This window comes from Caballeronia jiangsuensis (genome assembly GCF_046030135.1).
GTDB lineage: Bacteria > Pseudomonadota > Gammaproteobacteria > Burkholderiales > Burkholderiaceae > Caballeronia > Caballeronia jiangsuensis.
Genome location: NZ_JAQQDB010000018.1, coordinates 97504 through 117722 on the forward strand (window position 1 = coordinate 97504; position 20219 = coordinate 117722).

General features: G+C 63.2%; 17 protein-coding genes. 9 read left to right on the forward strand and 8 right to left on the reverse strand.

Annotated elements, in window-relative coordinates; genetic code table 11:
• The first annotated feature begins 3 nt into the window (after positions 1–3).
• From PQR08_RS20430 to PQR08_RS20440, 3 genes are all read left to right on the forward strand, one after another.
• Positions 4–2628 (forward strand): circularly permuted type 2 ATP-grasp protein, encoded by a 2625-nt coding sequence (locus PQR08_RS20430; protein ID WP_250486167.1) that lies wholly within the window; start codon positions 4–6, stop codon positions 2626–2628.
• A complete protein-coding gene (locus tag PQR08_RS20435; protein ID WP_187604321.1) occupies positions 2625–3521 on the forward strand; it encodes a transglutaminase family protein in 897 nt (298 codons plus the stop codon). The genes PQR08_RS20430 and PQR08_RS20435 overlap by 4 nt, the downstream gene beginning before the upstream one ends.
• A gap of 154 nt (positions 3522–3675) precedes the next feature.
• On the forward strand, positions 3676–4653 hold the full coding sequence (locus PQR08_RS20440; protein WP_250486130.1) for an aldo/keto reductase: 978 nt from the start codon (positions 3676–3678) through the stop codon (positions 4651–4653).
• A gap of 30 nt (positions 4654–4683) precedes the next feature.
• Here the strand turns inward: PQR08_RS20440 and PQR08_RS20445 are convergent, their stop codons facing one another.
• The 3 genes from PQR08_RS20445 to PQR08_RS20455 all read right to left on the reverse strand — a co-directional run bounded on the left by PQR08_RS20445 (position 4684) and on the right by PQR08_RS20455 (position 8829).
• Positions 4684–6240, reverse strand: a complete 1557-nt coding sequence (locus PQR08_RS20445) for a phospholipase D family protein (RefSeq protein WP_250486131.1) — start codon at positions 6238–6240, stop codon at positions 4684–4686.
• Between the two features lie 13 nt (positions 6241–6253).
• Positions 6254–7594 carry a TAXI family TRAP transporter solute-binding subunit gene (locus tag PQR08_RS20450; RefSeq protein WP_238216293.1) on the reverse strand — a complete coding sequence of 447 codons (1341 nt, stop codon included), beginning with the start codon at positions 7592–7594 and terminating at the stop codon, positions 6254–6256.
• Between the two features lie 170 nt (positions 7595–7764).
• The gene (locus PQR08_RS20455) at positions 7765–8829 is read right to left on the reverse strand and encodes a hypothetical protein (RefSeq protein WP_408162206.1); all 1065 of its coding nucleotides are present in this window, start codon (positions 8827–8829) and stop codon (positions 7765–7767) included.
• Positions 8830–9093: 264 nt separating this feature from the next.
• Here PQR08_RS20455 and PQR08_RS20460 point away from each other — a divergent pair, with 264 nt between their 5' ends.
• Positions 9094–10047 carry a D-2-hydroxyacid dehydrogenase family protein gene (locus PQR08_RS20460; protein WP_250486132.1) on the forward strand — a complete coding sequence of 318 codons (954 nt, stop codon included), beginning with the start codon at positions 9094–9096 and terminating at the stop codon, positions 10045–10047.
• Between the two features lie 9 nt (positions 10048–10056).
• Here PQR08_RS20460 and PQR08_RS20465 read toward each other — a convergent pair whose 3' ends face one another.
• Together PQR08_RS20465 and PQR08_RS20470 are read right to left on the reverse strand one after the other, a co-directional pair.
• Complete coding sequence (locus PQR08_RS20465) at positions 10057–10617, reverse strand: TetR/AcrR family transcriptional regulator (RefSeq protein WP_408162208.1); 561 nt, start codon at positions 10615–10617, stop codon at positions 10057–10059.
• Positions 10618–10675: 58 nt separating this feature from the next.
• Positions 10676–11098, reverse strand: coding sequence for a hypothetical protein (locus PQR08_RS20470; protein ID WP_250486133.1), 423 nt, complete (start codon positions 11096–11098; stop codon positions 10676–10678).
• A gap of 179 nt (positions 11099–11277) precedes the next feature.
• Here PQR08_RS20470 and PQR08_RS20475 point away from each other — a divergent pair, with 179 nt between their 5' ends.
• On the forward strand, positions 11278–12387 hold the full coding sequence (locus PQR08_RS20475) for a peptidyl-alpha-hydroxyglycine alpha-amidating lyase family protein (protein ID WP_313761198.1): 1110 nt from the start codon (positions 11278–11280) through the stop codon (positions 12385–12387).
• A gap of 76 nt (positions 12388–12463) precedes the next feature.
• Here PQR08_RS20475 and PQR08_RS20480 read toward each other — a convergent pair whose 3' ends face one another.
• Positions 12464–13387, reverse strand: a complete 924-nt coding sequence (locus tag PQR08_RS20480; RefSeq protein ID WP_250486135.1) for a DNA-3-methyladenine glycosylase family protein — start codon at positions 13385–13387, stop codon at positions 12464–12466.
• Between the two features lie 158 nt (positions 13388–13545).
• On the opposite strand from PQR08_RS20480, the gene PQR08_RS20485 reads away from it, so the two are divergent.
• Positions 13546–13713, forward strand: a complete 168-nt coding sequence (locus PQR08_RS20485; protein WP_238290849.1) for a hypothetical protein — start codon at positions 13546–13548, stop codon at positions 13711–13713.
• Between the two features lie 13 nt (positions 13714–13726).
• Here PQR08_RS20485 and PQR08_RS20490 read toward each other — a convergent pair whose 3' ends face one another.
• Together PQR08_RS20490 and PQR08_RS20495 are read right to left on the reverse strand one after the other, a co-directional pair.
• On the reverse strand, positions 13727–14089 hold the full coding sequence (locus PQR08_RS20490) for a hypothetical protein (protein WP_238216300.1): 363 nt from the start codon (positions 14087–14089) through the stop codon (positions 13727–13729).
• Between the two features lie 90 nt (positions 14090–14179).
• Positions 14180–14929, reverse strand: coding sequence for a GntR family transcriptional regulator (locus PQR08_RS20495; RefSeq protein ID WP_250486136.1), 750 nt, complete (start codon positions 14927–14929; stop codon positions 14180–14182).
• Positions 14930–15093: 164 nt separating this feature from the next.
• On the opposite strand from PQR08_RS20495, the gene PQR08_RS20500 reads away from it, so the two are divergent.
• From PQR08_RS20500 to PQR08_RS20510, 3 genes are read left to right on the forward strand one after another with little or no spacing between them, the layout of a single operon-like run.
• Positions 15094–16314 (forward strand): pyridoxal-phosphate-dependent aminotransferase family protein, encoded by a 1221-nt coding sequence (locus PQR08_RS20500; protein WP_250486137.1) that lies wholly within the window; start codon positions 15094–15096, stop codon positions 16312–16314.
• The gene (locus PQR08_RS20505; RefSeq protein ID WP_250486138.1) at positions 16311–17075 is read left to right on the forward strand and encodes a 2-keto-4-pentenoate hydratase; all 765 of its coding nucleotides are present in this window, start codon (positions 16311–16313) and stop codon (positions 17073–17075) included. The genes PQR08_RS20500 and PQR08_RS20505 overlap by 4 nt, the downstream gene beginning before the upstream one ends.
• Before the next feature lie 54 nt (positions 17076–17129).
• Positions 17130–20168 carry an FAD-binding and (Fe-S)-binding domain-containing protein gene (locus PQR08_RS20510; protein ID WP_250486139.1) on the forward strand — a complete coding sequence of 1013 codons (3039 nt, stop codon included), beginning with the start codon at positions 17130–17132 and terminating at the stop codon, positions 20166–20168.
• The last annotated feature ends 51 nt before the right edge of the window (positions 20169–20219 follow it).

The following is a 20219-nucleotide window of genomic DNA, read 5'->3' on the forward strand; positions in this document are numbered from 1 at the left end:
ACCTTGGCTTATCAATCGACCTTGCCCTTCGATACCGCCGCGGCGCGCATCGATGCGCTCGCGCTGCTGCGCACGCTGCCCGCGCGTGAAGGGCATTGGGACGAACTGCGCGACACGGCGGGCCAGTTGCGCGAGCCGTGGCGGCACTTCTTCGAGTTGCTCGGCGAGCAGGGCATCGCGCGGCTCGACGATGGTGTAAGCGCCGTCGCGCAGCAGGTACGCGACAACGACATCACGTACAACGTTTATGCCGACAACGGCAAGCCGCGCGCGTGGTCGCTGGATCTTTTGCCGCTCATCATCGACGAAGAAGAATGGGCGTTGATCGAGCGCGGCGTCGCGCAACGCGCACGCTTGATGGAAGCGATCGTCGCGGATGTCTACGGCCCGCAGACGCTGCTGCAACGCGGGCTATTGCCCAGCGCGCTCGTGTTCGGACACCCAGGCTATCTGCGCGCAGTGAAGGGTTTCGTGCCGCCCTTCGGCCGCTTTCTGCAGATCGTCGCGGTGGATCTCGCGCGTGCGCCATCGGGCGCGTGGACGGTCGTCGCGCATCGGACGGAAGTGCCTTCGGGGCTCGGCTATGCGCTGGAAAATCGCATGATCGTCGCGAGCCTCTTTGCCGAACCGTTTCGTGCAATGCGCGTGAGCCGTCTCGCGGCGACCTATTCGCAACTCATCGCGACCATCGCGCAAGCCGCGCGCGCGACGATGCGCGATGACGAAGACGGCCGCAGCGATGCATCGAACGACGCGCCGCATATCGCGTTGCTGAGTCCGGGTCCGTTCAGCGAAACTTATTTCGAGCATGTGTTTCTCGCGCGTTATCTCGGCGTGACGCTCGTCGAAGGCAAGGACCTCACGGTTCGCCATGACAAGCTCTATCTCAAGACGCTCGCCGGCCTGTCGCGCGTGCATGCTGTCTTGCGGCGCCTGGACGATGCGTTTTGCGATCCCGTCGAATTGCGCGCCGATTCCACGATCGGCGTGCCCGGCTTGTTGCAGGTGATGCGCGCGGGCAACGTGATGGTGTCGAACATGCCGGGGGCGGGCTTCACGGAATCGCCCGCGCTCAATGCATTTCTACCGGGCATCGCGCAGGCATTGCTGGATGAGGAACTCGAATTGCCGACCGTGCCGACATGGTGGTGCGGCGAGCAGGCCGCGCGCCGCGAGGTCTTCGAGCGCGTGGAAAGCGCGCTCATTGCGCCGACGTGGCCGGGCCCTGAGGCCGAACACGTGCCGGGCATCGATGCGGGCGTCCAGGATATTGCGGCATGGCGCGAGCGCATCGAACGCGCGCCCGATGTCTTCACGGTGCAGGAGGATCTGCCGTTCTCCAGTGCGCCGCGCTTTCACGATGGTGCGATCGGATCGCGTCCCTGCGTGCTGCGCGCCTACGCGATCGCCAACATCGACGGAAGCTGGAGCGTGATGCCGGGCGGCTTCACACGACTCGCGGCCGACAAGCGCGCGACAGTGTCCATGCAATTCGGCGGCAGCAGCGTCGATACCTGGGTGATGTCGAGCCAGCCCGGAGGGTCGGTTTCGTTGCTGCCCACGCCGATGAAGCCGGGCGATTTGCGCAAGCATCGCATCGTGTCGAGCCGCGCCGCGGAAAATCTCTTCTGGGCCGGGCGTTACGGCGAACGCGCAGAAAACAACGTGCGGGTGTGCCGCCTTTTGCTCGGGATGCTCGATGGCAGCGTCGCCGAGGAACTCTTCCCGACACTCGTGGAACTCGCGTCGGAATGCGGGCTGATTCCATCGGTCGATACGCTCGCGCGCAGCACGCCGCAAGCGTTCGAGCGCGTGCTCGTCGCGGGGCTGCCGGAATCGGGCAGGGCGACGAGCATCGGCAACAATCTCGCGGATCAGGCCCGCGCATGCGGCGAGATACGCGACCGGCTATCGACGGATCACTGGCGCACGATTCTCGCTTCGCGCAACGACTTTCGCGATGCGCTCGCGCGCCTCGTGTTCAGCGATCCCCCTGACGAAAGCACGGTGCGCATCGGTCGCGACTATGATCGTCTGATGCTTGCGAGCGCACTCGAGCAACTCGCGACGCAACTGTCCGCGATCAGCGGCGCACAGGGCGATCGCATGACGCGCGATCAGGCGTGGCGGCTACTGTTCATCGGGCGGCATATCGAACGCGTCTCGACGATGGCAACGATTCTGCGCGTGGTCGCCGAGCGCGGCACGCTCGCATCGCCTGCCGGCTTCGATCTGCTCCTGCAACTCTTCGACAGCACGCTCACGTATCGTTCGCTCTATCCGGGCAGACTCGAAGTGCCGGCGCTGATCGATCTGATCGTGGTGGATCAAACCAATCCGCGCGGACTCTATGGCGTGTACGCGCGCCTGCGCACGAAGCTCGACGAGATCGCAGCCGCTGCGGGCGGCGCACGCCGCGCACAAGCGACGCGTTTCGCGGACCTGCTCGTTCACGCCGATGCTTTGCCGGATCTCACCGCACTGTGCGAGACGGATGAGAACGGCCTACATGATGCGTTGATCGCGCTATGCGACAGGCTCGTGGCATCGGTTTTCGCGGCATCGAATGAAGTGAGCGCGCGCTACTTCAGTCATGCGAACACGCTTTCCGCGCAGGTGTCGTCATGAGTCTCGGCATGAACGATACCGTGCTCGCGGTCACGCATCGCACGACCTATCGCTATTCGACGCCGGTCGAAATCGCGCAGCATCTCGCGACCATTCGTCCGTTGCATTGCCCGTGGCAGCAGGTGATTTCGCATACGGAGCGCATCGAGCCGGTGCCGTCTTATGTGCATAGCCGCGTCGATGCATTCGGCAATGACGTGCTGTACTTCTCGCTCGATGCGCCGCACGAGCGTCTTTCGATGACGAGCGAAACCACGGTGCGGCTCACGCCGCGCTGGAATGCGCTCGATGCAGAGGCCACGCCGCCGTGGGAAACCGTTGCGCAACGCATGCTCTATCGGGCCGGTGAGTCGTTCTATCCGGAGAGCGAGTTTTGTTATGCGTCGCCTAATATCTCGCTCGATCATGCATTGCGCGCCTATGCGCAAGCGAGTTTCGATGCGGGCACGCCGCTCGTTGCGGGCGCCATCGACCTGATGCATCGCATTCACGAGGACTTCGAATACAAGCCATCGGCCACCGCGTTCGATACGCCCGCATCGCGCGCGTTCGAATTGCGTCATGGCGTGTGTCAGGACTTCTCGCAAGTGATGATCGGCTGTCTGCGTTCGCTCGGGCTGCCGGCGCGCTACGTGAGCGGCTACTTGCGCAACGATCCGCCGCCGGGACATGCGCGTCTGATCGGCGCGGATGCATCGCATGCGTGGGTATCGGTGCATTGTCCGCAAAGCGGTTGGATCGATCTCGATCCGACCAATGACGTGCTCGCGGACCTCGATCATGTCACGCTTGCGACGGGGCGTGATTACAGTGACGTGTCGTTATTGCGCGGGATGATTCTCGGCGGTGGCGCGCATCATGTGGATGTGGCGGTGAATGTGCTGGCGCTTTGATGGTCGATACGCTCGCGATGCATCGATCTTCGCGCACAGCCGAAAGGGTTCGGGAAAGCAGGCTGCGCGATAGTGAGTTAATGTTTTACGCTTCGTCGTTCATGCGCGAGCGCGCCTGCGCTTACCCTTTCGCTTTGCAAGGAGATTTCGCACGATGGAATACGTGAAACTGGGTTCGACCGGCCTCGATGTGTCGCGGCTCTGTCTTGGTTGCATGACCTACGGCGTGCCCGATCGCGGCACGCATCCGTGGACGCTCGATGAGGAAAAGAGTCGTCCGCTCATCAAGGAGGCGCTCGAAGCGGGCATCAATTTCTTCGATACGGCCAACACTTATTCGGACGGCACGTCGGAAGAAATCGTCGGACGCGCGCTGCGCGATTTCACGAAACGCGACGACATCGTGATTGCGACGAAAGTCTTCAATCGCATGCGTCCCGGACCGAATGGCATGGGGCTATCGCGCAAGGCGATCTTCAACGAGATCGATAACAGCCTCAGGCGCCTGGGCACCGACTACGTCGATCTCTATCAGATCCATCGCTGGGATTACAGTACGCCGATCGAAGAAACGCTCGAAGCGCTGCACGATGTCGTGAAGGCAGGCAAGGCGCGTTATATCGGTGCGTCATCGATGTATGCGTGGCAGTTCAGCAAGGCGCTCTACACATCGCGCGCGAACGGCTGGGTCGAATTCAGGACGATGCAGAATCATTTGAATCTGCTGTATCGCGAGGAAGAGCGGGAGATGATCCCGCTTTGCAAGGACCAGGGCATCGGCATGCTGCCGTGGAGTCCGCTCGCGCGCGGCCGTCTTACGCGCGAATGGGACGCGACGAGCGCGCGTCAGGAATCGGATGCGTTCGGCAGCACGCTCTATCGCACGGACGACGCCGATCGCGCGGTGGTCGAAGCCGTGGCCGCGGTGGCGAAGGCGCGCGGCGTGCCGCGTGCGCAAGTGGCGCTGGCGTGGGTCGCGCAGAAGGCGCCGGTGAGCGCGCCGATCATCGGGGCATCGAAGCCGAATCACGTGAGCGATGCAGTCGCCGCGTTGACGCTCAATCTCACGTCCGACGAGATCGCGCAACTCGAAGCGCCCTATGTGCCGCATGCGGTCGCGGGTTTCAAATGAAGCGGCGATGAACGCCGGGAAGCGCGCGGCTCACAACTGCGATTCGATCGGCAGGATGCCGAGCATCCAGATGCCCGCGCGCTTCATCGCAGACACGCCCGGCTCGCTGTCGAGCTGGGTCGTGTTGCCGTTGGCGTCGGTGTCGATCCACACCATGCGCGTGCCGCCGTTGCCATCATCGAGCAATTCGACACGCCACGCGATCCGATCGATATTCGCGCCGATGCCATCCGCCACTTCTTCGGCCGCCTCCGCGCTTTCGCAATAGACGCCGATCTCCGTATTCAACTCCACGGAACGCGGATCGAGGTTCATCGAGCCGATGAAGATGCGCTTGCGGTCGAACACATAGGTCTTCGCATGCAGCGACGCCTTCGACGATCCGAACGTGGACTTCTTCACGGTCTTGTCGTTATCCGTCGATGCCACGGGCTTGAGCTCATACAGGCGAACGCCCGCTTCGAGCATGTCCTTGCGATAGCGCTGATAGCCCGCATGCACTGCGGCGACATCGGTGGCAGCGAGCGAATTCGTGAGCACGGTAACGCGCACGCCGCGCGATGTCATCGACCGCAGCCATCGCACGCCTTCATCGCGGGGCACGAAATAGGGCGACACGATCAGCATGTCCTTGTCGGGATCGAGATTCAATGCCTTGAATTGCGACATCAGATGGCCTTCGGTGTCGCCGGGCGCGCGCGTGATCTTCGCGGGATCGTCGTAGAGCAGCGTCGCCTTGCCCCACGAAAACGAGGCGTCGCGCTGCTGGATCACGCTCGCGAGACGCGCACGCACTTGCGCCACATAAGGCGAATGCGTCTCCGACAACAGATAGGCATTGAGCTTCTCGCGATAACCCGCAAGCGCGTCGGGATCGGCGGTACGTCGCATCAGGTTATCGATCGGATAGGCCGCATCCGAGTTCCAGTAAAGATCGAATGCAGTCGATACCTCGGGCACGACAGGCCCGTGCACGAGCACGTCGAGATCGCCGAACGCGACCGTGCTCGATGCGCCGAAGTACTCGTCGCCGATATTGCGGCCGCCGAGAATCGCGGCCTGGTTATCGGCGATGAGCGCCTTGTTATGCATGCGACGATTCACGCGAAAGAACTCGGCCGCGGAGCCCAGTTTTTTGAACGTGCGATTCGCCACCGGATTGAAAAGCCGCACCTGCACGTTCGGATGCGATGCGAGCGCGAGCAGGATCTGATCGTCGGCGTTGGTGCCGAGGTCGTCGAGCAACAGGCGCACGCGCACGCCGCGATCGGCGGCACGCATGATCGATGCAGCCATTTCGCGGCCCGTCAGATCGTCGTGCCAGATGTAGTACTGGAGATCGAGCGTGCGATCCGCGGTCTCGCTCAGGATCACCCGCGCGATGAGCGCATCCGTGCCATCCGATAACAAGTGAAACGCATTGTCGCCGGGATGCGCGGCCTCGCTCGCGGCGAAGGCTGTGCCGAGGCGCGTGTTCGCGGTATCGGTGAGGGCGTGCGTCTCCACGCGTCCGGTTTGAGGCGGAAGGCTCGCGCATGCCGACATCAGCAGCATCGCCGTAACAGCGAACCATGTACGAAGTTTCATCGTGCATCCTCGGTTAGGCCATGCTTTTGTCTCGCCGCGACGCTTCGGTCAAGCGCGAGCGCACGAAGCTGACATGCTCGCGCAGGACGTAGAGCGCATCGGCGTGAGCGAGCGGCAGCCTGATCGTATCCAGCGATTCCTCGATGTAATCGAGTTCGACCAGTAGCGCGCGCCGCTCTTCTTCACTGGTGACGCGCATCGCGCCGCGCTCCACCGCGATCAGCGCGCCGTAATAACGATAGATGCGCGAGCGCACACGCCATCGATACAGCGCGGGCACGAGCCGTAGCGCGGGAAAGATCAGCACCGCAACGGGCAGCAACAGCACGAGCGCGCGATCCGCGATATTCGCGAGCCAGAACGGCAGCGTTCGATACAGGAAGCTCTTGCCCGAGCGGTAATAGCGGCTGGCATCCTCGCTGATCGGAAACTCGTGCGCGACGGGACTCGGGAACTGACCCGCGCGTTGCAGCAAGCCAGCCGTGCCGTGCACTTCCTGCGCCGCTTCGATGAGCAAGTCGGATAACGCCGGATGCAAGGTCGGCCGCGCGACCAGCTCGACTGTCGGACTGATCAGATGCACGGACTCCGGCGGGATGCGCCGGCCGAGGTCGAGCACGCCGGGGGGTAGCTCGATATCGTCGAGATAAGGGAAAAGGCGCGTATACGCGAGGGCTTCGTTGAAGTCCATCACCGAGATGCCGGGCACGCGCAAGAGGCGCAGCATCAGGCCGCGCGTCGCGGAGTCGCCGGAGAGAAAGACCGCGTCGGCTTCGTTGCTGACGAGTTGCGTGGCGGCTTGCAGGCCGTCGGTCGGCAGAAGCTTCGTATCGCCGCCCGGATAGATGCCATTGGCTTCCAACAGCTTCAGTGAGAGCGTGCGTGTGCCGCTACCTTCGCGGCCGATCGCGATACGCTTGCCTTCCAGTTGCGACAGCAGCGTGAGCCCCTTGCCGCGATAGAAGACGACGAGCGGCACATACGACACGCTGCCGAGCGACATCAGCTTCGACGCTTCTTCCCTCGTCGCGATACCGCCTTGCACGAGCGCGAGATCGACGTGTTGCTTCGGATCGAGCAGACGTTCGAGGTTCTGCACGGAGCCGTCCGAGGGCAGCACTTTCAGCGTGATGCCGTTACGCGCGAGCAGCTTCGCGTATTCCTGCGAGATGACGTAGAACGAGCTGTCCGGCTGGCCCGCGCTCATCGTGATGGTTTTGGGCGGCGCGGGATCGACGAGCCAGTAGACGAGCGCGACGATGATCGCAATGACCAGCACGACGGGACCGGCCGTCCACGTGATGTCGTGCAGGACGCCTTTTGCATGATCGCGAGGCAGATGCGGGCGTTTCATGCCATGCCTCGTCATGAGCGTGCGGTCGTGACTGCTTGTGGGCCGGGAAAGACATGGAGCATGTCGTGTCTGTGTCGGAAGCGGCGTTGCTTCGCAGTGTAACGCGAGGTGCGCACAAAACGAGAAGGCCGGCGCGCATGCGGCCGGCCTTCGTTTTCGTCGATGCCCGCTTATGCCCAGTGAGCGGGAATCCAGAAGCGGCCGACCCAATGGCCCGGGATCAGGACCGCGCGGTGCGGCACGACATAAACCACCTTCGCGGGCGGCGGCGGTGCGACATACACCGTCTTGACCGGAGCGGGGGCCGGCGCGACCACCACGGTCTTGACCGGAGCCGGGGCCGGTGCGACGACCACCGTCTTGGCGGGCGGCAGCGGAGGCGGCGTGACCACGACCGTCGATGAAGCCGGGGGCGGAGCGACGACCACGGTCGTCGAAGACGGCGGGGGCGGCACGATCACCGGAGCGGCAATGACCGTCGTCCCGGTGACGACGGGCGCCGTGGCAACCACCGTCGTGCTGGACGTGACCGTGCCGCCGCCGACGACCGTCGTGCTGTGCGAGCCGTTCGTGACCGTCGCGGTGCCCGAGGTCGTGACCACGCCCGGCGCTACGCTCGTCGCGCTGCCTGAATGCGCCACCGTGCCGCCATTCGCTGTGTTCACGGTGCCGGAGCGGTTGCACGTATAACCCGCGCAGTTCGTCGATGCGGAGTGCGTCGACGTGTTGCCGTTCGGCCCCGTCACCGAGCCCGACGACGAGTATTGTCCGGGCGCCGTGCGCGTCACGGTATCGCTGCCGGTCGCGGTCTTGCCGTTCGGGCCGGTCGCGCTGCCGTTGTGCGTGCAACTGCCGCCGGCGCAGCTCGTGTCGCCCGCATGCTGCACCGAGCGGCCGTTCGGGCCGTAGGCGGTGCCGGAGTTGGAGAACTGGCCGGGCGAGGTGCGCGTCACGGTGCCGGAGTTGGTGCCGACGCGGCCCCACGGATTTTCGACGGCGCCCGCATGCGAGCAGCTTCCGCCGCCGCAGGAACCGACGTGCGCGCCCTGATATTCGCCGCGGCCGGTGTAGGCCGTGCCGCCGCGCGCCCATCCAGCGAAGGCGGAACTGCTGCACAGCGTGAGGGCGGCGGTCGCCGCGACGACCAGCAACTGGCGCATGCGGCTCTTGCCGGAACTCGCGTCGGAGGCGGAAGCAACGCGGACGTTTGAAGCGAAAGTCGATCTGTTTTTCACGGGATGTCCTTCTCGGTTCTCAAGGCCACGTTGCGTTTCGTGTGGCGACGGAAGTGACTATAGAGAAGGGCACACGCGAAGTCCCGCGGTAACTTATTTCACGCCATGTCACGCTGTCGGCGATGGCGTCCGGGCTTACACAGCAAGGCTTTGCGGGGTTTCATGGAGGCTCGCCGAGGCCGCGCGCGACATAAATTAGCGCATTGCGTCACACTGGCGGCTGCTGCTCGATCCATTCGTAATAACAAACCAGACGAAACCATCATGGCTACATCCGATCCGATCAAGGTCGCCGTTCTCGACGACTATCAGCATGTCTCGCTTTCCATGGCCGACTGGTCGCCGCTCGACGGACGCGCCAAGATCACCGTGTTCAACGATCACATCGCCGATCGCGACGCGCTGCTCGAACGCCTGCGCCCCTTCGACGTCGTGTGTGCAATGCGCGAGCGCACGCCGTTCTCGCGCGACATCATCGACCATCTGCCGAACCTGAAGCTGATTGCGTCGACGGGCGCGGCCAATGCATCGATCGATCTCGAAGCCGCCGCCGAACGCGGCATCGAAGTGCGTCACACGGGCTACGCATCCACTCCGACGATCGAATTCACCTGGGCGCTGATTCTCGCGATGATGCGCAACATCCCCGCCGAAAACCGCTCGCTGAAGGAAGGCGGCTGGCAGGTGGGCCTCGGCACCGAACTGGCGGGCAAGACGCTCGGCCTGCTCGGACTCGGGCGCGTGGGATCGGCGGTCGGTGTGATCGGGCGCGCGTTTCGCATGAACGTGATCGCGTGGAGCCAGAACCTCACGCGCGAGCGCGCCGAAGAAAAGGGCGTGCAACTCGTCGACAAGGACACGCTCTTCAGGACGTCCGATGTGCTCTCGGTTCACGTGCGGCTGAGCGAGCGCACGCATCATCTCGTAGGCGTGAAGGAACTCGCGCAGATGAAGCCGACGAGCCGTATCGTGAACACGTCGCGCGGGCCTATCGTCGATAGCGCTGCGCTCGTTGACGCGTTGAAAACGGGCAGGCTCGCGGGCGCGGCCATCGACGTGTACGACGAAGAGCCGCTCGCTGCAAACGACCCGCTGCGCGCGCTGCCGAACGTGCTGGCGACGCCGCATATCGGCTATGTATCGGAGGAGCTGTATCACACGTTTTACGGGGATACGGTGCGCAATATCGTCGAATGGCTCGATGCGCGCAAGGCGTGATCGTCCTGCTTATGAAGGCTTCGATTCGTCGGGCAGCAGCGAGAACAAGGTTTCGATTGCGCTGCTCGCGCGGCGCTTGCCGTCCGAGCGGCCCATCGCGAGATCGATGACCGCGAGCCCGACGACGAGCGCATGCACCATCGCCACATGCTCTTTCGTCACGGCGAGGCCCATTGCTTCGAGCATGCGCGTGATGCGCACCGCGACGCCTTCCGCGAGTTCGCGAAAGAGGCTGCGTATGGTCGGCTCTTCGTCGGCGGCTTGCGCGAGCGCCATCAGCACGCGCGTGTTCTCGTGGCGTATCGCGACATTGGCGATCGATGCCGCCGTGACCTTGAGCGACGCTTCGCCCGCGAAGGCGTCGACGGCGGCGAGCTGGCCGTCGATCGCCGTGCGCGCGACGGCTTCGATCAACGCGAGACGCGTCGGATAATAGTACGTGAGATGACTCTGACGCACGCCCGCGCGCGCGGCGACGCGCGGTTGCGTGAAGCCCGAATAGCCTTCTTCGCGCAAAGTGGCGAGCGCGGCTTCGAGTATGGTTTGACGACGATCCTGCACGAGGCGCATTCCGGATTTTGGTTGATTTACCAAACCTTAGCGCGGGCAATGCACGACGTCAACCTCGTCAATTGTTATACGAAGGCGGTTGCGGATTGTTTGCGGGGTTCGTATCGAGCTTGCGGATATCGACGATCGCATCGCTTGCGAGTAATCGAAGGGCTTCCTCCAGTGCATCGGCGAGCGCCTTGTCATAGACTTCGTCGCCATTCACATAAAGCGTGAACGCTTCGATATATTTAGCCTTTTTAGCGGGATTTTCGATGGTTTCGCGCGTCCAACGATAGAGCGGATAGTGCTCGATGCCATCTCGCTCCGCTTGCGCGACGTAGTCGGCGAAGGCGTCGTACTGGCATTTCAATTGGGCATCGTGCCTGATGAGCACTGCGTTGATCGGCGCGAGCTTTTCGCTCGCAGGATCTTGACGCGCCAGAGCCGCGTATTCGGGCGCGAGCCGGATTCGAACTTGATATTGCCAGGATTCGGTCATGATGTCCTTTCAGCGTTGAAAGCCATAAAAGCACGTGCATGTGAATAATGCGATTCATGCACTACACTTCCTCTCGCATCGCGAAGCAAGCCGACCATCGATGTTCATCATTGCATGCGACGAACAAGAGGAGGGTAACAGTGAGTCTTCGACACTCGATGTACTGCCCATGTTGCGACATGACGCCGGGCGCTGCAAGCCGCCGGCGCTTTCTGATGCTCGCGGGCCAGAGCGCCGCCGCGCTCGCGCTCTTTCCGCATCTCGCTTACGCCGACAACGACGTGCCGGCCATTGCCTACGACTCGGTTCCCGATCCGGTGCGTTTGCCGCGCGACGTGTATTTCGGCGAATGCTCCGGCGTCGCGCTCAATTCGGCGGGACATATCTTCGTGCTCTCGCGCGGCAATAGCATCGGCCCCGCATATGGCGCAGCCGCGGCGCAATTGCTCGAATTCGATCGCAACGGACGTTTCGTGCGCGAGATCGGCCATAACCTTTATGCGTGGTCGTTCGCGCATACGGTCAAGGTGGATCGGCAGGACAACGTGTGGGTCACGGACAAGGGCTCGGACATGATCATCAAGTTCACGCCCGAAGGCCGTGTCGCGATGGTGTTCGGACGCAAGCAGGAAGCATCGGATGAGGATACCGCGCCGCTCAAGCATCCGAATCCGCCGTTGCCTTCGGAACCCGGCCGCTTCCGACAAGTAACGGATGTCGCGTGGGATGCCGCGGGCAACACGTACATCAGCGACGGATACATCAATTCACGCGTCGCGAAGGTCGACAAGGACGGCAACTGGCTCAAGTCCTGGGGCGAGCGCGGCAAGGAGCCGGGGCAATTCCATACGCCTCATAGCATTGCCGTCGACAGAAGCGGCCTGGTCTATGTCGCCGATCGCAGCAACCGGCGCATTCAGGTCTTCGACGGGGAAGGGAATTTTCAGCGGCAATTCACGATCGACGTGCCCGTGCCGCCCGATGCGCGCCCGGCTATCGGCAACATGCCCGATGAAGCCGCGATCGCGGCGGGCACGTTCGCGCCGGGATCGCCGTGGGCCATTTGCATTTCGCCGGGTCCGACTCAAGTGCTGTATTCCGCCGATGCGTTTCCCGGCAGGATCTACAAGCTATCGCTCGATGGAAAACTCTTGGGCGTGCTCGGGCGATCGGGCAAGCAACCGAAGCAGTTCGGATGGATTCACGAAATGGCGTGTCCGGCGGAGAACACGTTGTTCGTGGCGGAACTGCTCAACTGGCGAGTGCAGAAGCTCGTATTGCGTGGATGAATGCGGCATCGCTTCCCGGCATTTTGTATGCGTACGAAATGCACGCAACATGCGATCGCCGTCAATGCATGCGATATCAGCCGCCGCGCGCAAGTCCCGTTTCCATCGCCACGCCGTTCCACAGGTGCATCGCCGCGTAGGCGCGCCACGGACGCCAGCGCTCGGTGCGCGCGCGCTGCTGGGCAGGCTTCGCAAGCGACGGATCGCGTCGCGCGATCGCCTGCATGAGAACGAGATCGGCGTCGGGCCACGCGTCGGGATCGCGTAGCGCGCGCATCGCGACATAGCCGACGGTCCACGGCCCGATGCCCGGCATCGCGAGCATGTCACGTTTCAGAAGTTCGATGTCGGCGCCCGGTTCGTCGAGCGGCAACGCGCCGGTCGCCACCGCGTGTGCGAAGCGTTGCACGGTCTCGATGCGCTTCGTCGGCATGCCGATCTTTTCCAGGTCGGCGGCGGCGAGCTCGGCGGGTGTGGGAAAGCGCCACGCGGTGCCTTCGTGCGGATGGCCGGCGATCTTTTTCCCCGCGCGCTGCACGATGCGATTCGTAATCGTCGATGCTCCCTTCACGCTCACCTGTTGTCCGACGATCGTTCGCACCACGAGCTCGAAGCCGGACCACGCGCCCGGCACGCGCAAGCCCGGCGCGGCCGCGACGAGTGGCGCGAGCACCGGGTCATCGCCGAGGCACCGGGCGATTTCGCGTGGATCGACATGCAGATCGAACATGCGCGAGAGCGGCGCGGCGAGCGCATCGGCGTGGCGTGCCACCGCGCCCTCCACTTTCACGACGAGCCGACGCCTGCTTTCGTGCGGCTTCACTTCGACGGTGCCGTCGTCGCCTTGCCATTCGATCGCACGCCGATAGACGCCATCTTCAACCGATTCGACGCCCGCGGACGCCCGCCCCGCGATGAATTTCAGCATGCGCGTCCAGTCGAAAGGCCGCTTGAAGGGCAGTTCGAGCGTGGCGGTCGATGTATCAATGGTCGAATGCATTTTGAATGCGTATGCGCGATGGTCGATTGCATGCCGATCTTACTCCGGCAGCCTGCATGATCGTCGCGCGCCGATGCTCACTCTTCGCTAACTTTAGGCGGCCACAATGCCTCACATCGACAGCAACGATTCAGCGACAACAGCCAAAGGAGCCGAACATGAACGCTATCTCGATCAGCATCGCCGCCATCGTCATCACTGCCGCGCTCGCGGCCATCGCGCCGGTCACGCATTACACGCAGCATGAAATCGCCGTGCTCAGTGCGCATGCGACGAGCACACGCGCCGAGGTTCAACTCGGCGCGGGCAGCGGGCTGACGGCTTGATCGATGCGCGGAATCAGGGACGCCGCGCGAGTTCCATCGTGCTCGCGTTCAGCATCTGCCTGAATTCGGGGTCTTGAGACAGGACCTGGCGCGCGCTCGTGACCAGTTGCGGACGCCGGTCCCATTGATCGGAACGCACCACGCAGCGCGTGAGGACATCACTGTAGACGGGACGAAGCCCTTCGCGGTCGTGCACTGCGGTCAGTTGGGCGATGCGGACTTTCTCGTCACGCGTGAGGCCGCGCGTGAGGCAGTCGACAGTCTGGCGGTCCATTGCGGCCTGCGCAGTGTCGAAGTCCGAAGAGTGATAGAACGTGAAGCCCGTGATGACGAGCACCGCGCCGAGCGCGATGCATACCCCTCGAATTCTGGTCAAGGTTTTCCCCGGTAGAAGGCTCTGGCGGCCGTAGGCCGGTATCGTATCCCATCTTCCGAGAAATCGCGTGACCGTTCTATTCTCTAGCGCTCATCCACCATCGACTTTGTTCGTCGCACGCTTTTTCTGCGTTGCGGGTTTCACCGTCGTCAGCGTGCGCTCGGCGAGAACCGCATCGCGCTTGGACAGCAAATGCTTGCGCAGGATCTCGCCCATGCGCCTGCCGTCACGAGTCTCGAGCGCCTCGATCATCTCTTCGTGATCGTGAATGGCGCTGTCCCATTTCGGCGTCTGGAAGTTCGAACGAAAACGCAGCGCCATCAGACGCCGGTTGATCGACACATAGGTCTGGCGCAAGGCGGTATTGCGCGCGGCTTCGTTGATCTTGTCGTGAATGGCCTGGTTGCGGCTGTAGTAGCCCGAGAGATCGTTTTGCGCGCGGCACGCGAGCATCGCGTAATGCAGTGCTTTTATCTCCGCGATCTCCAGCGGCGTGATGCGCTCGCACGCCAGTTCACCTGAAAACGCCTCCAGCCCGCTCATCAACTCGAACATCTCGCGAATCTCGAACTCGCTCATCTGCGATACCGACGCGCCCCGGTTCGGCGAAATCTCGATCAGGCCTTCGGCGGCCAGCACCTTCAGCGCCTCGCGAAGCGGCGTGCGCGAGATGCCGAGCGTCTCGCATAGCTTGCGCTCGTTGAGCTTCACGCCCGGCGCGAGCAAGCCTTCGACGATGAAGCCGCGCAAATGATCGACGACGGTGTCGTGCAGGCGCTGCCGCTCGACCTTCGGCAGTGACGAGGAAACGTGCGTTTCCGGAAAATCTGGATTTTGCATTCAATACCTCTGATTCCATTTACGGCAATTTTAACCCAGTGCTAGCGGAAAAAACCGCCAGCGGGTTATCCCTAGGCCGTTCGGCCTATGTATTCCTTTACGCGTCTCGATCACTGCGTTATTGTATTTTGCATGCAAAATTACATCTAAGAGGACGCGGACTCATGTTCAAGCTCGATCTCCATCCTGCTGGCCGTCACTTTCTGCAGATCCCGGGGCCGAGTCCCGTACCCGATCGCATTCTGCGTGCAATGAGCTATCCGACGATCGATCATCGCGGCCCCGAGTTCGGCGCGCTGGGATTGAAGGTGCTCGACGGCATCAAGAAGGTCTTCAAGACGAGTCAGCCGGTGGTGATCTATCCGGCATCGGGCACGGGCGCATGGGAGGCGGCGCTCTGCAACACGCTGAGTTCCGGCGACACGGTGCTGATGTACGAGACGGGCCACTTCGCGACGCTGTGGAAGAAGATGGCCGAGAACCTCGGGCTCAAGCCGGAGTTTCTGGGTTTGCCCGGTATCGAGGGATGGCGGCGCGGCGTGCAGGCCGACATGATCGAGAAGCGCTTGCGTGAGGACACGCAGGGCGTGATCAAGGCCGTATGCGTGGTGCATAACGAAACGTCGACGGGCGTGACGTCCGATATCGCCGCCGTGCGGCGCGCCATCGACGCCGCGAAGCATCCTGCGTTGCTGATGGTGGACACGATCTCGGGTCTCGCGTCGGCGGATTATCGTCACGACGAATGGGGCGTGGACGTCACGGTCTCCGGGTCGCAGAAAGGTCTGATGCTGCCGCCCGGAATCAGCTTCAACGCGGTATCGGAGAAGGCGCGCGAGGCGTCGAAACGCGCCACGCTGCCGCGCGCGTTCTGGGACTGGAACGAGATCATCGAGATGAACAAGCAGGGTTACTGGCCTTACACGCCGAACACGAACCTGCTTTACGCGCTCTCGGAAGCGCTCGACATGATCCTCGGCGAAGGGCTCGATAACGTGTTCGCTCGCCATCAACGGCTCGCGGCCGCGTGCCGCTCGGCGGTCAACGCATGGGGACTCGAGATTCAGTGCGCCGATCCCGCCGTGTATTCGCCGGTGCTGACGGGCGTGATGACGCCCGAAGGCATCGATGCCGATGCGGTGCGCAAGCTCATCTACGAACACTTCGACATGTCGCTCGGCACGGGGCTCGGCAAGGTGAAGGGACGTATGTTCCGGATCGGCCATCTCGGCGATTGCAACGATCTAACGCTGATGGCCGCGCTCTCCGGCTGCGAGATGGGATTGAGGCTCGCGGGTATCGGACTGAAGGGCAGCGGTGTCGCGGCGGCGATGGACTACCTGACGAGTCACGTCGCGAAGCCCGCGCTGAAGGCGGCAGCATGAGCGCCGTGTTCGACGCCGAGGCGCTCGGACGGCTCTTTGTCGAGGCCCGCGCGCATCGGGCGAAGCTCGAGGTGTTGCCGGAAAGCGCGCGTCCGCAGAACGCCGATGAAGCCTACGCCGCGCAGGAAGCGACGTTGCGTGCGCTGAACGCGGACATCGGCGGATGGAAAGTCGGCGCGAAATCGCACGATGGCCCGATTCAGGGCGCGCCGCTTCCTGCCGATGGCATGCATGATTCAGGCGCGCGTCTCTCGATGCATGCATTCGGCAAGGCCGGACTGGAACTCGAAGTCGCGTTCAGGCTCGGCCGGCGCTTCGAACCGGGCAGCGGTCCCTATGGCGATGAAGACGTGTTTGCCGCGATCGAGTCGGTGCATGCCGCAATCGAAGTCGTGGCGAGCCGTTTCGCTGCGTGGCCCGATGTCGAGAAGCCCTGGCAGCTCGCCGACCTGCAGAATCATGGCGCGTTGATCGTGGGCGATGGCGTGCCTTACGACGCGGCGTTTCCCTTCGTATCGCCCGCGATGACGTTCACCTTCGACGGCGCGCCGCTCTTCCAAAGCGCTCCCGCGAACCCTGCGGGCGACCCGCGTCGCCTGCTTGCATGGACGGTGAACCACAGTGTGTCGCGCGGGCTTGCCGTCGAGCGCGGCACCGTGCTCACGGCAGGCTCGTACACCGGCCTCGCGTTCCCCGATGCACCCGGCACGGCTGTGGGCAGCATCGAGGGCTTGCCTGCCGTCGAATTGCATTTCGCATAACGCATTCATAAGGCCACGAACCGCACAGCGCTCTGGCACTCACCGACAGCGACGATGCTCAATTCCCCAACAGACCGGCTCGTCAAGCCGATTCATTTGATGCCCGTTTCCGCGCGTGCGCGGCCCGGGTCCACGCCGACGCCGCTGCAGGCGCGACTGCAACGCGAGCTGAAAGGCGATGTGATGTTCGATCGCGCATCGCGCGGGCGCTACGCCACCGATGCGTCGATCTATCAGATCATGCCGCTCGGCGTCGTCGTGCCGAAGGATCAGGACGATTTGCGCCTCGCATTGCAGATTGCACGCGACAGCCACGCGAACGTGCTCGCGCGGGGCGCGGGCACGAGCCAGTGCGGGCAGACGGTCGGCGAGGCGCTCGTCATCGACACGACGAAGTGGCTCAACAACATCGTTCATTTCGACAAGGATGCACGCACGGTTACGGTCGAACCGGGCGTCGTGCTCGATCATCTGAACGCGTGGCTGAAGCCGCACGGTCTGTGGTTCCCGGTGGACGTTTCGACGAGCGCGCAATGCACGATCGGCGGCATGGCGGGCAACAACTCATGCGGCTCGCGCTCGATGGAATACGGGATCATGGTGCATAACGTCGATGCGATCGACGCGATCCTAGCGGATGGTCACGAAGCGCGTTTCGGCAAGCTCTCGACCATGACGAACGATGTGCGTGTGCGCGATCTCGTCGACGGCGTGCGTGGCATCGCGCTGCGCGAGCAGCAGGAAATGCGCGAGCACATCCCCAAGGTGCTCCGGCGCGTCGCAGGCTACAACCTCGATCTCTTCGATTGCCAGAGCCCGCTCGCTTTCAGCGCCGACGGCGAGCCGAATCTCGCCAACCTGCTGGTCGGCTCGGAAGGCACGCTTGCGTTCAGCCGCCAGCTGACATTGAAGCTCGCGCCGCTGCCCGCACACAAGACGCTCGGCGTGGTGAACTTCCCGAGCTTCTACGATGCGATGGACATGACGCATCACATCGTGAAGCTTGGACCGGTCGCAGTGGAACTCGTCGATCGCACGATGATCGATCTCGCGATGTCGAATCCCGCCTTCCGCCCAGTCATCGAAAAGGCCTTGGTCGGCGAGCCGAAAGCGATTCTGCTCGTCGAGTTCGCCGGCGCGGATCACGATGCGCAAGTCGCGAAGCTCGCACAACTCGTCGAACTGATGAGCGATCTCGGCTTGCCCGGCTCGGTCGTGCAGATGCCCGATGCGGGTCCGCAAAAAGCGCTGTGGGAAGTGCGCAAGGCGGGCCTCAACATCATGATGAGCATGAAGGGCGACGGCAAGCCGGTGTCCTTCATCGAGGATTGCGCGGTGCCGCTCGAACATCTCGCCGAATACACGAGCCGGCTGACCGAAGTCTTCAGGCAGCACGGAACCGAAGGTACGTGGTATGCGCATGCGAGCGTCGGCACGCTGCATGTGAGGCCGATTCTCGACATGCGCCGCGACGGGGCTCTCAAGATGCGCGCCATCGCTGAAGAGGCCGCGGCGATGGTGCGCGAATACAAGGGCGCATTCTCGGGCGAACACGGTGACGGCCTGTGTCGCGGCGAATGGGTTGCGTGGCAATACGGTCCGCGTATCAACCAGGCCTTTCGCGAGATCAAGCAGCTCTTCGATCCGGAGAACCGCTTGAGCCCGGATCGAATCGTCGCTCCGCCGAAGATGGACGATGCGCGCAACTTCCGCTTTCCGCCTTCTTATCGCGAGCGTGCGTTGACACCGCGGCTCGACTGGTCCGCATGGAACGTGACGCGCGATCCATCGACGGGCGAAGAGGGTGCGGCGGGATCGGGCGGCGATCTGTCGGGTGGACTCGCGAAAGCGGTCGAGATGTGCAACAACAACGGTCATTGCCGCAAGTTCGATGCGGGCACGATGTGCCCGAGTTATCGCATCACGAAGGATGAGCAGCATCTCACGCGCGGCCGCGCGAACACGTTGCGGCTCGCGCTGTCGGGACAGTTGGGCGATGACGGGCTCGCGAGTCAGGATGTGAAGGACGTGCTCGACCTGTGCGTGTCGTGCAAGGGTTGCAAGCGTGATTGCCCGACAGGCGTCGATATGGCGCGCATCAAGATCGAGGCGCGCGCCGCATGGACCGAACGTCATGGCCTGCGCTTGCGCGAGCGATTGATTGCGTTCCTGCCGCGCTATGCGCCGTATGCGAGCCGCATGCCGGCGCTGTCGAACGCGCTCGAAGCGAATATGCCGGGCGTTGCACGCTGGCTCAAGTCCAGGCTCGGCCTCGCGCCGCAGCGGGCGTTCCCGCGCTTTGCAAAGCCCTTCCTCACCGATGCGGCCAGCAAACCGGTTGCATCTGCGACTAACGAAGTTCTGCTCTTCGTCGATACCTTCAACAACTACATGGAGCCGCAGAACGCGCGGGCCGCAAAGCGCGTGCTCGAATCGGCCGGCTACACGGTTCATCTGAACATCAAGGCGGGCGAGCGGCCGCTGTGTTGCGGACGCACGTTCCTCTCGGCGGGTCTCGTCGATGAAGCGAAGGCCGAAGCGCGCCGCGCGCTCGATGCGCTCATGCCATATATCGAACGTGGCGTGGCGATCATCGGACTGGAACCGTCGTGCCTGCTCTCGTTGCGCGACGAGTTTCTCGGATACGGCTATGGCGATAGCGCTCGCGACCTCGCGCGCGTGTCGTTTCTGTTCGAGGAGTTTCTCGTGCGCGAAGAGGCAGCAGGGCGCTTGCGACTGAAGCTGAAGGCGCTGGATCGATCGAAAGCGTTGCTGCATGGCCATTGCCATCAGAAGGCATTCGATGCCGTGCGCCCCATCGAGAAAGTGCTCGGCTGGGTTCCGGGGCTCGAAGTGAAGACGATCGAATCGTCATGCTGCGGCATGGCGGGCAGCTTTGGCTATGAAGCGGAGCACTATGCCGCGTCGCAGGCGATGGCGGAACTGTCGCTATTGCCGACCGTGCGTGCGGCGCCTGACGCGCTCATCGTGGCGGACGGGACGAGCTGCCGTCATCAGATCGCGGACGGTGCGCAAAGAGAAGCGCTGCATGTCGCACGCATTCTGGCGATGGCGCTCGACGCAAAGGATTGACGACGGCAGGACCAGAGTTTCATTCACCGAAGCAAAACAGCGGACAGCAAA

Coding starts and splice junctions, on each gene's coding strand:
- PQR08_RS20435 (WP_187604321.1), top strand. CDS start 2,625: ATGAGTCTCGGCATGAACGATACCGTGCTCGCGGTCACGCATCGCACG.
- PQR08_RS20440 (WP_250486130.1), top strand. CDS start 3,676: ATGGAATACGTGAAACTGGGTTCGACCGGCCTCGATGTGTCGCGGCTC.
- PQR08_RS20445 (WP_250486131.1), bottom strand. CDS start 6,240: ATGAAACTTCGTACATGGTTCGCTGTTACGGCGATGCTGCTGATGTCG.
- PQR08_RS20450 (WP_238216293.1), bottom strand. CDS start 7,594: ATGAAACGCCCGCATCTGCCTCGCGATCATGCAAAAGGCGTCCTGCAC.
- PQR08_RS20460 (WP_250486132.1), top strand. CDS start 9,094: ATGGCTACATCCGATCCGATCAAGGTCGCCGTTCTCGACGACTATCAG.
- PQR08_RS20465 (WP_408162208.1), bottom strand. CDS start 10,617: ATGCGCCTCGTGCAGGATCGTCGTCAAACCATACTCGAAGCCGCGCTC.
- PQR08_RS20470 (WP_250486133.1), bottom strand. CDS start 11,098: ATGACCGAATCCTGGCAATATCAAGTTCGAATCCGGCTCGCGCCCGAA.
- PQR08_RS20475 (WP_313761198.1), top strand. CDS start 11,278: ATGACGCCGGGCGCTGCAAGCCGCCGGCGCTTTCTGATGCTCGCGGGC.
- PQR08_RS20480 (WP_250486135.1), bottom strand. CDS start 13,387: ATGCATTCGACCATTGATACATCGACCGCCACGCTCGAACTGCCCTTC.
- PQR08_RS20485 (WP_238290849.1), top strand. CDS start 13,546: ATGAACGCTATCTCGATCAGCATCGCCGCCATCGTCATCACTGCCGCG.
- PQR08_RS20495 (WP_250486136.1), bottom strand. CDS start 14,929: ATGCAAAATCCAGATTTTCCGGAAACGCACGTTTCCTCGTCACTGCCG.
- PQR08_RS20500 (WP_250486137.1), top strand. CDS start 15,094: ATGTTCAAGCTCGATCTCCATCCTGCTGGCCGTCACTTTCTGCAGATC.
- PQR08_RS20505 (WP_250486138.1), top strand. CDS start 16,311: ATGAGCGCCGTGTTCGACGCCGAGGCGCTCGGACGGCTCTTTGTCGAG.
- PQR08_RS20510 (WP_250486139.1), top strand. CDS start 17,130: ATGCTCAATTCCCCAACAGACCGGCTCGTCAAGCCGATTCATTTGATG.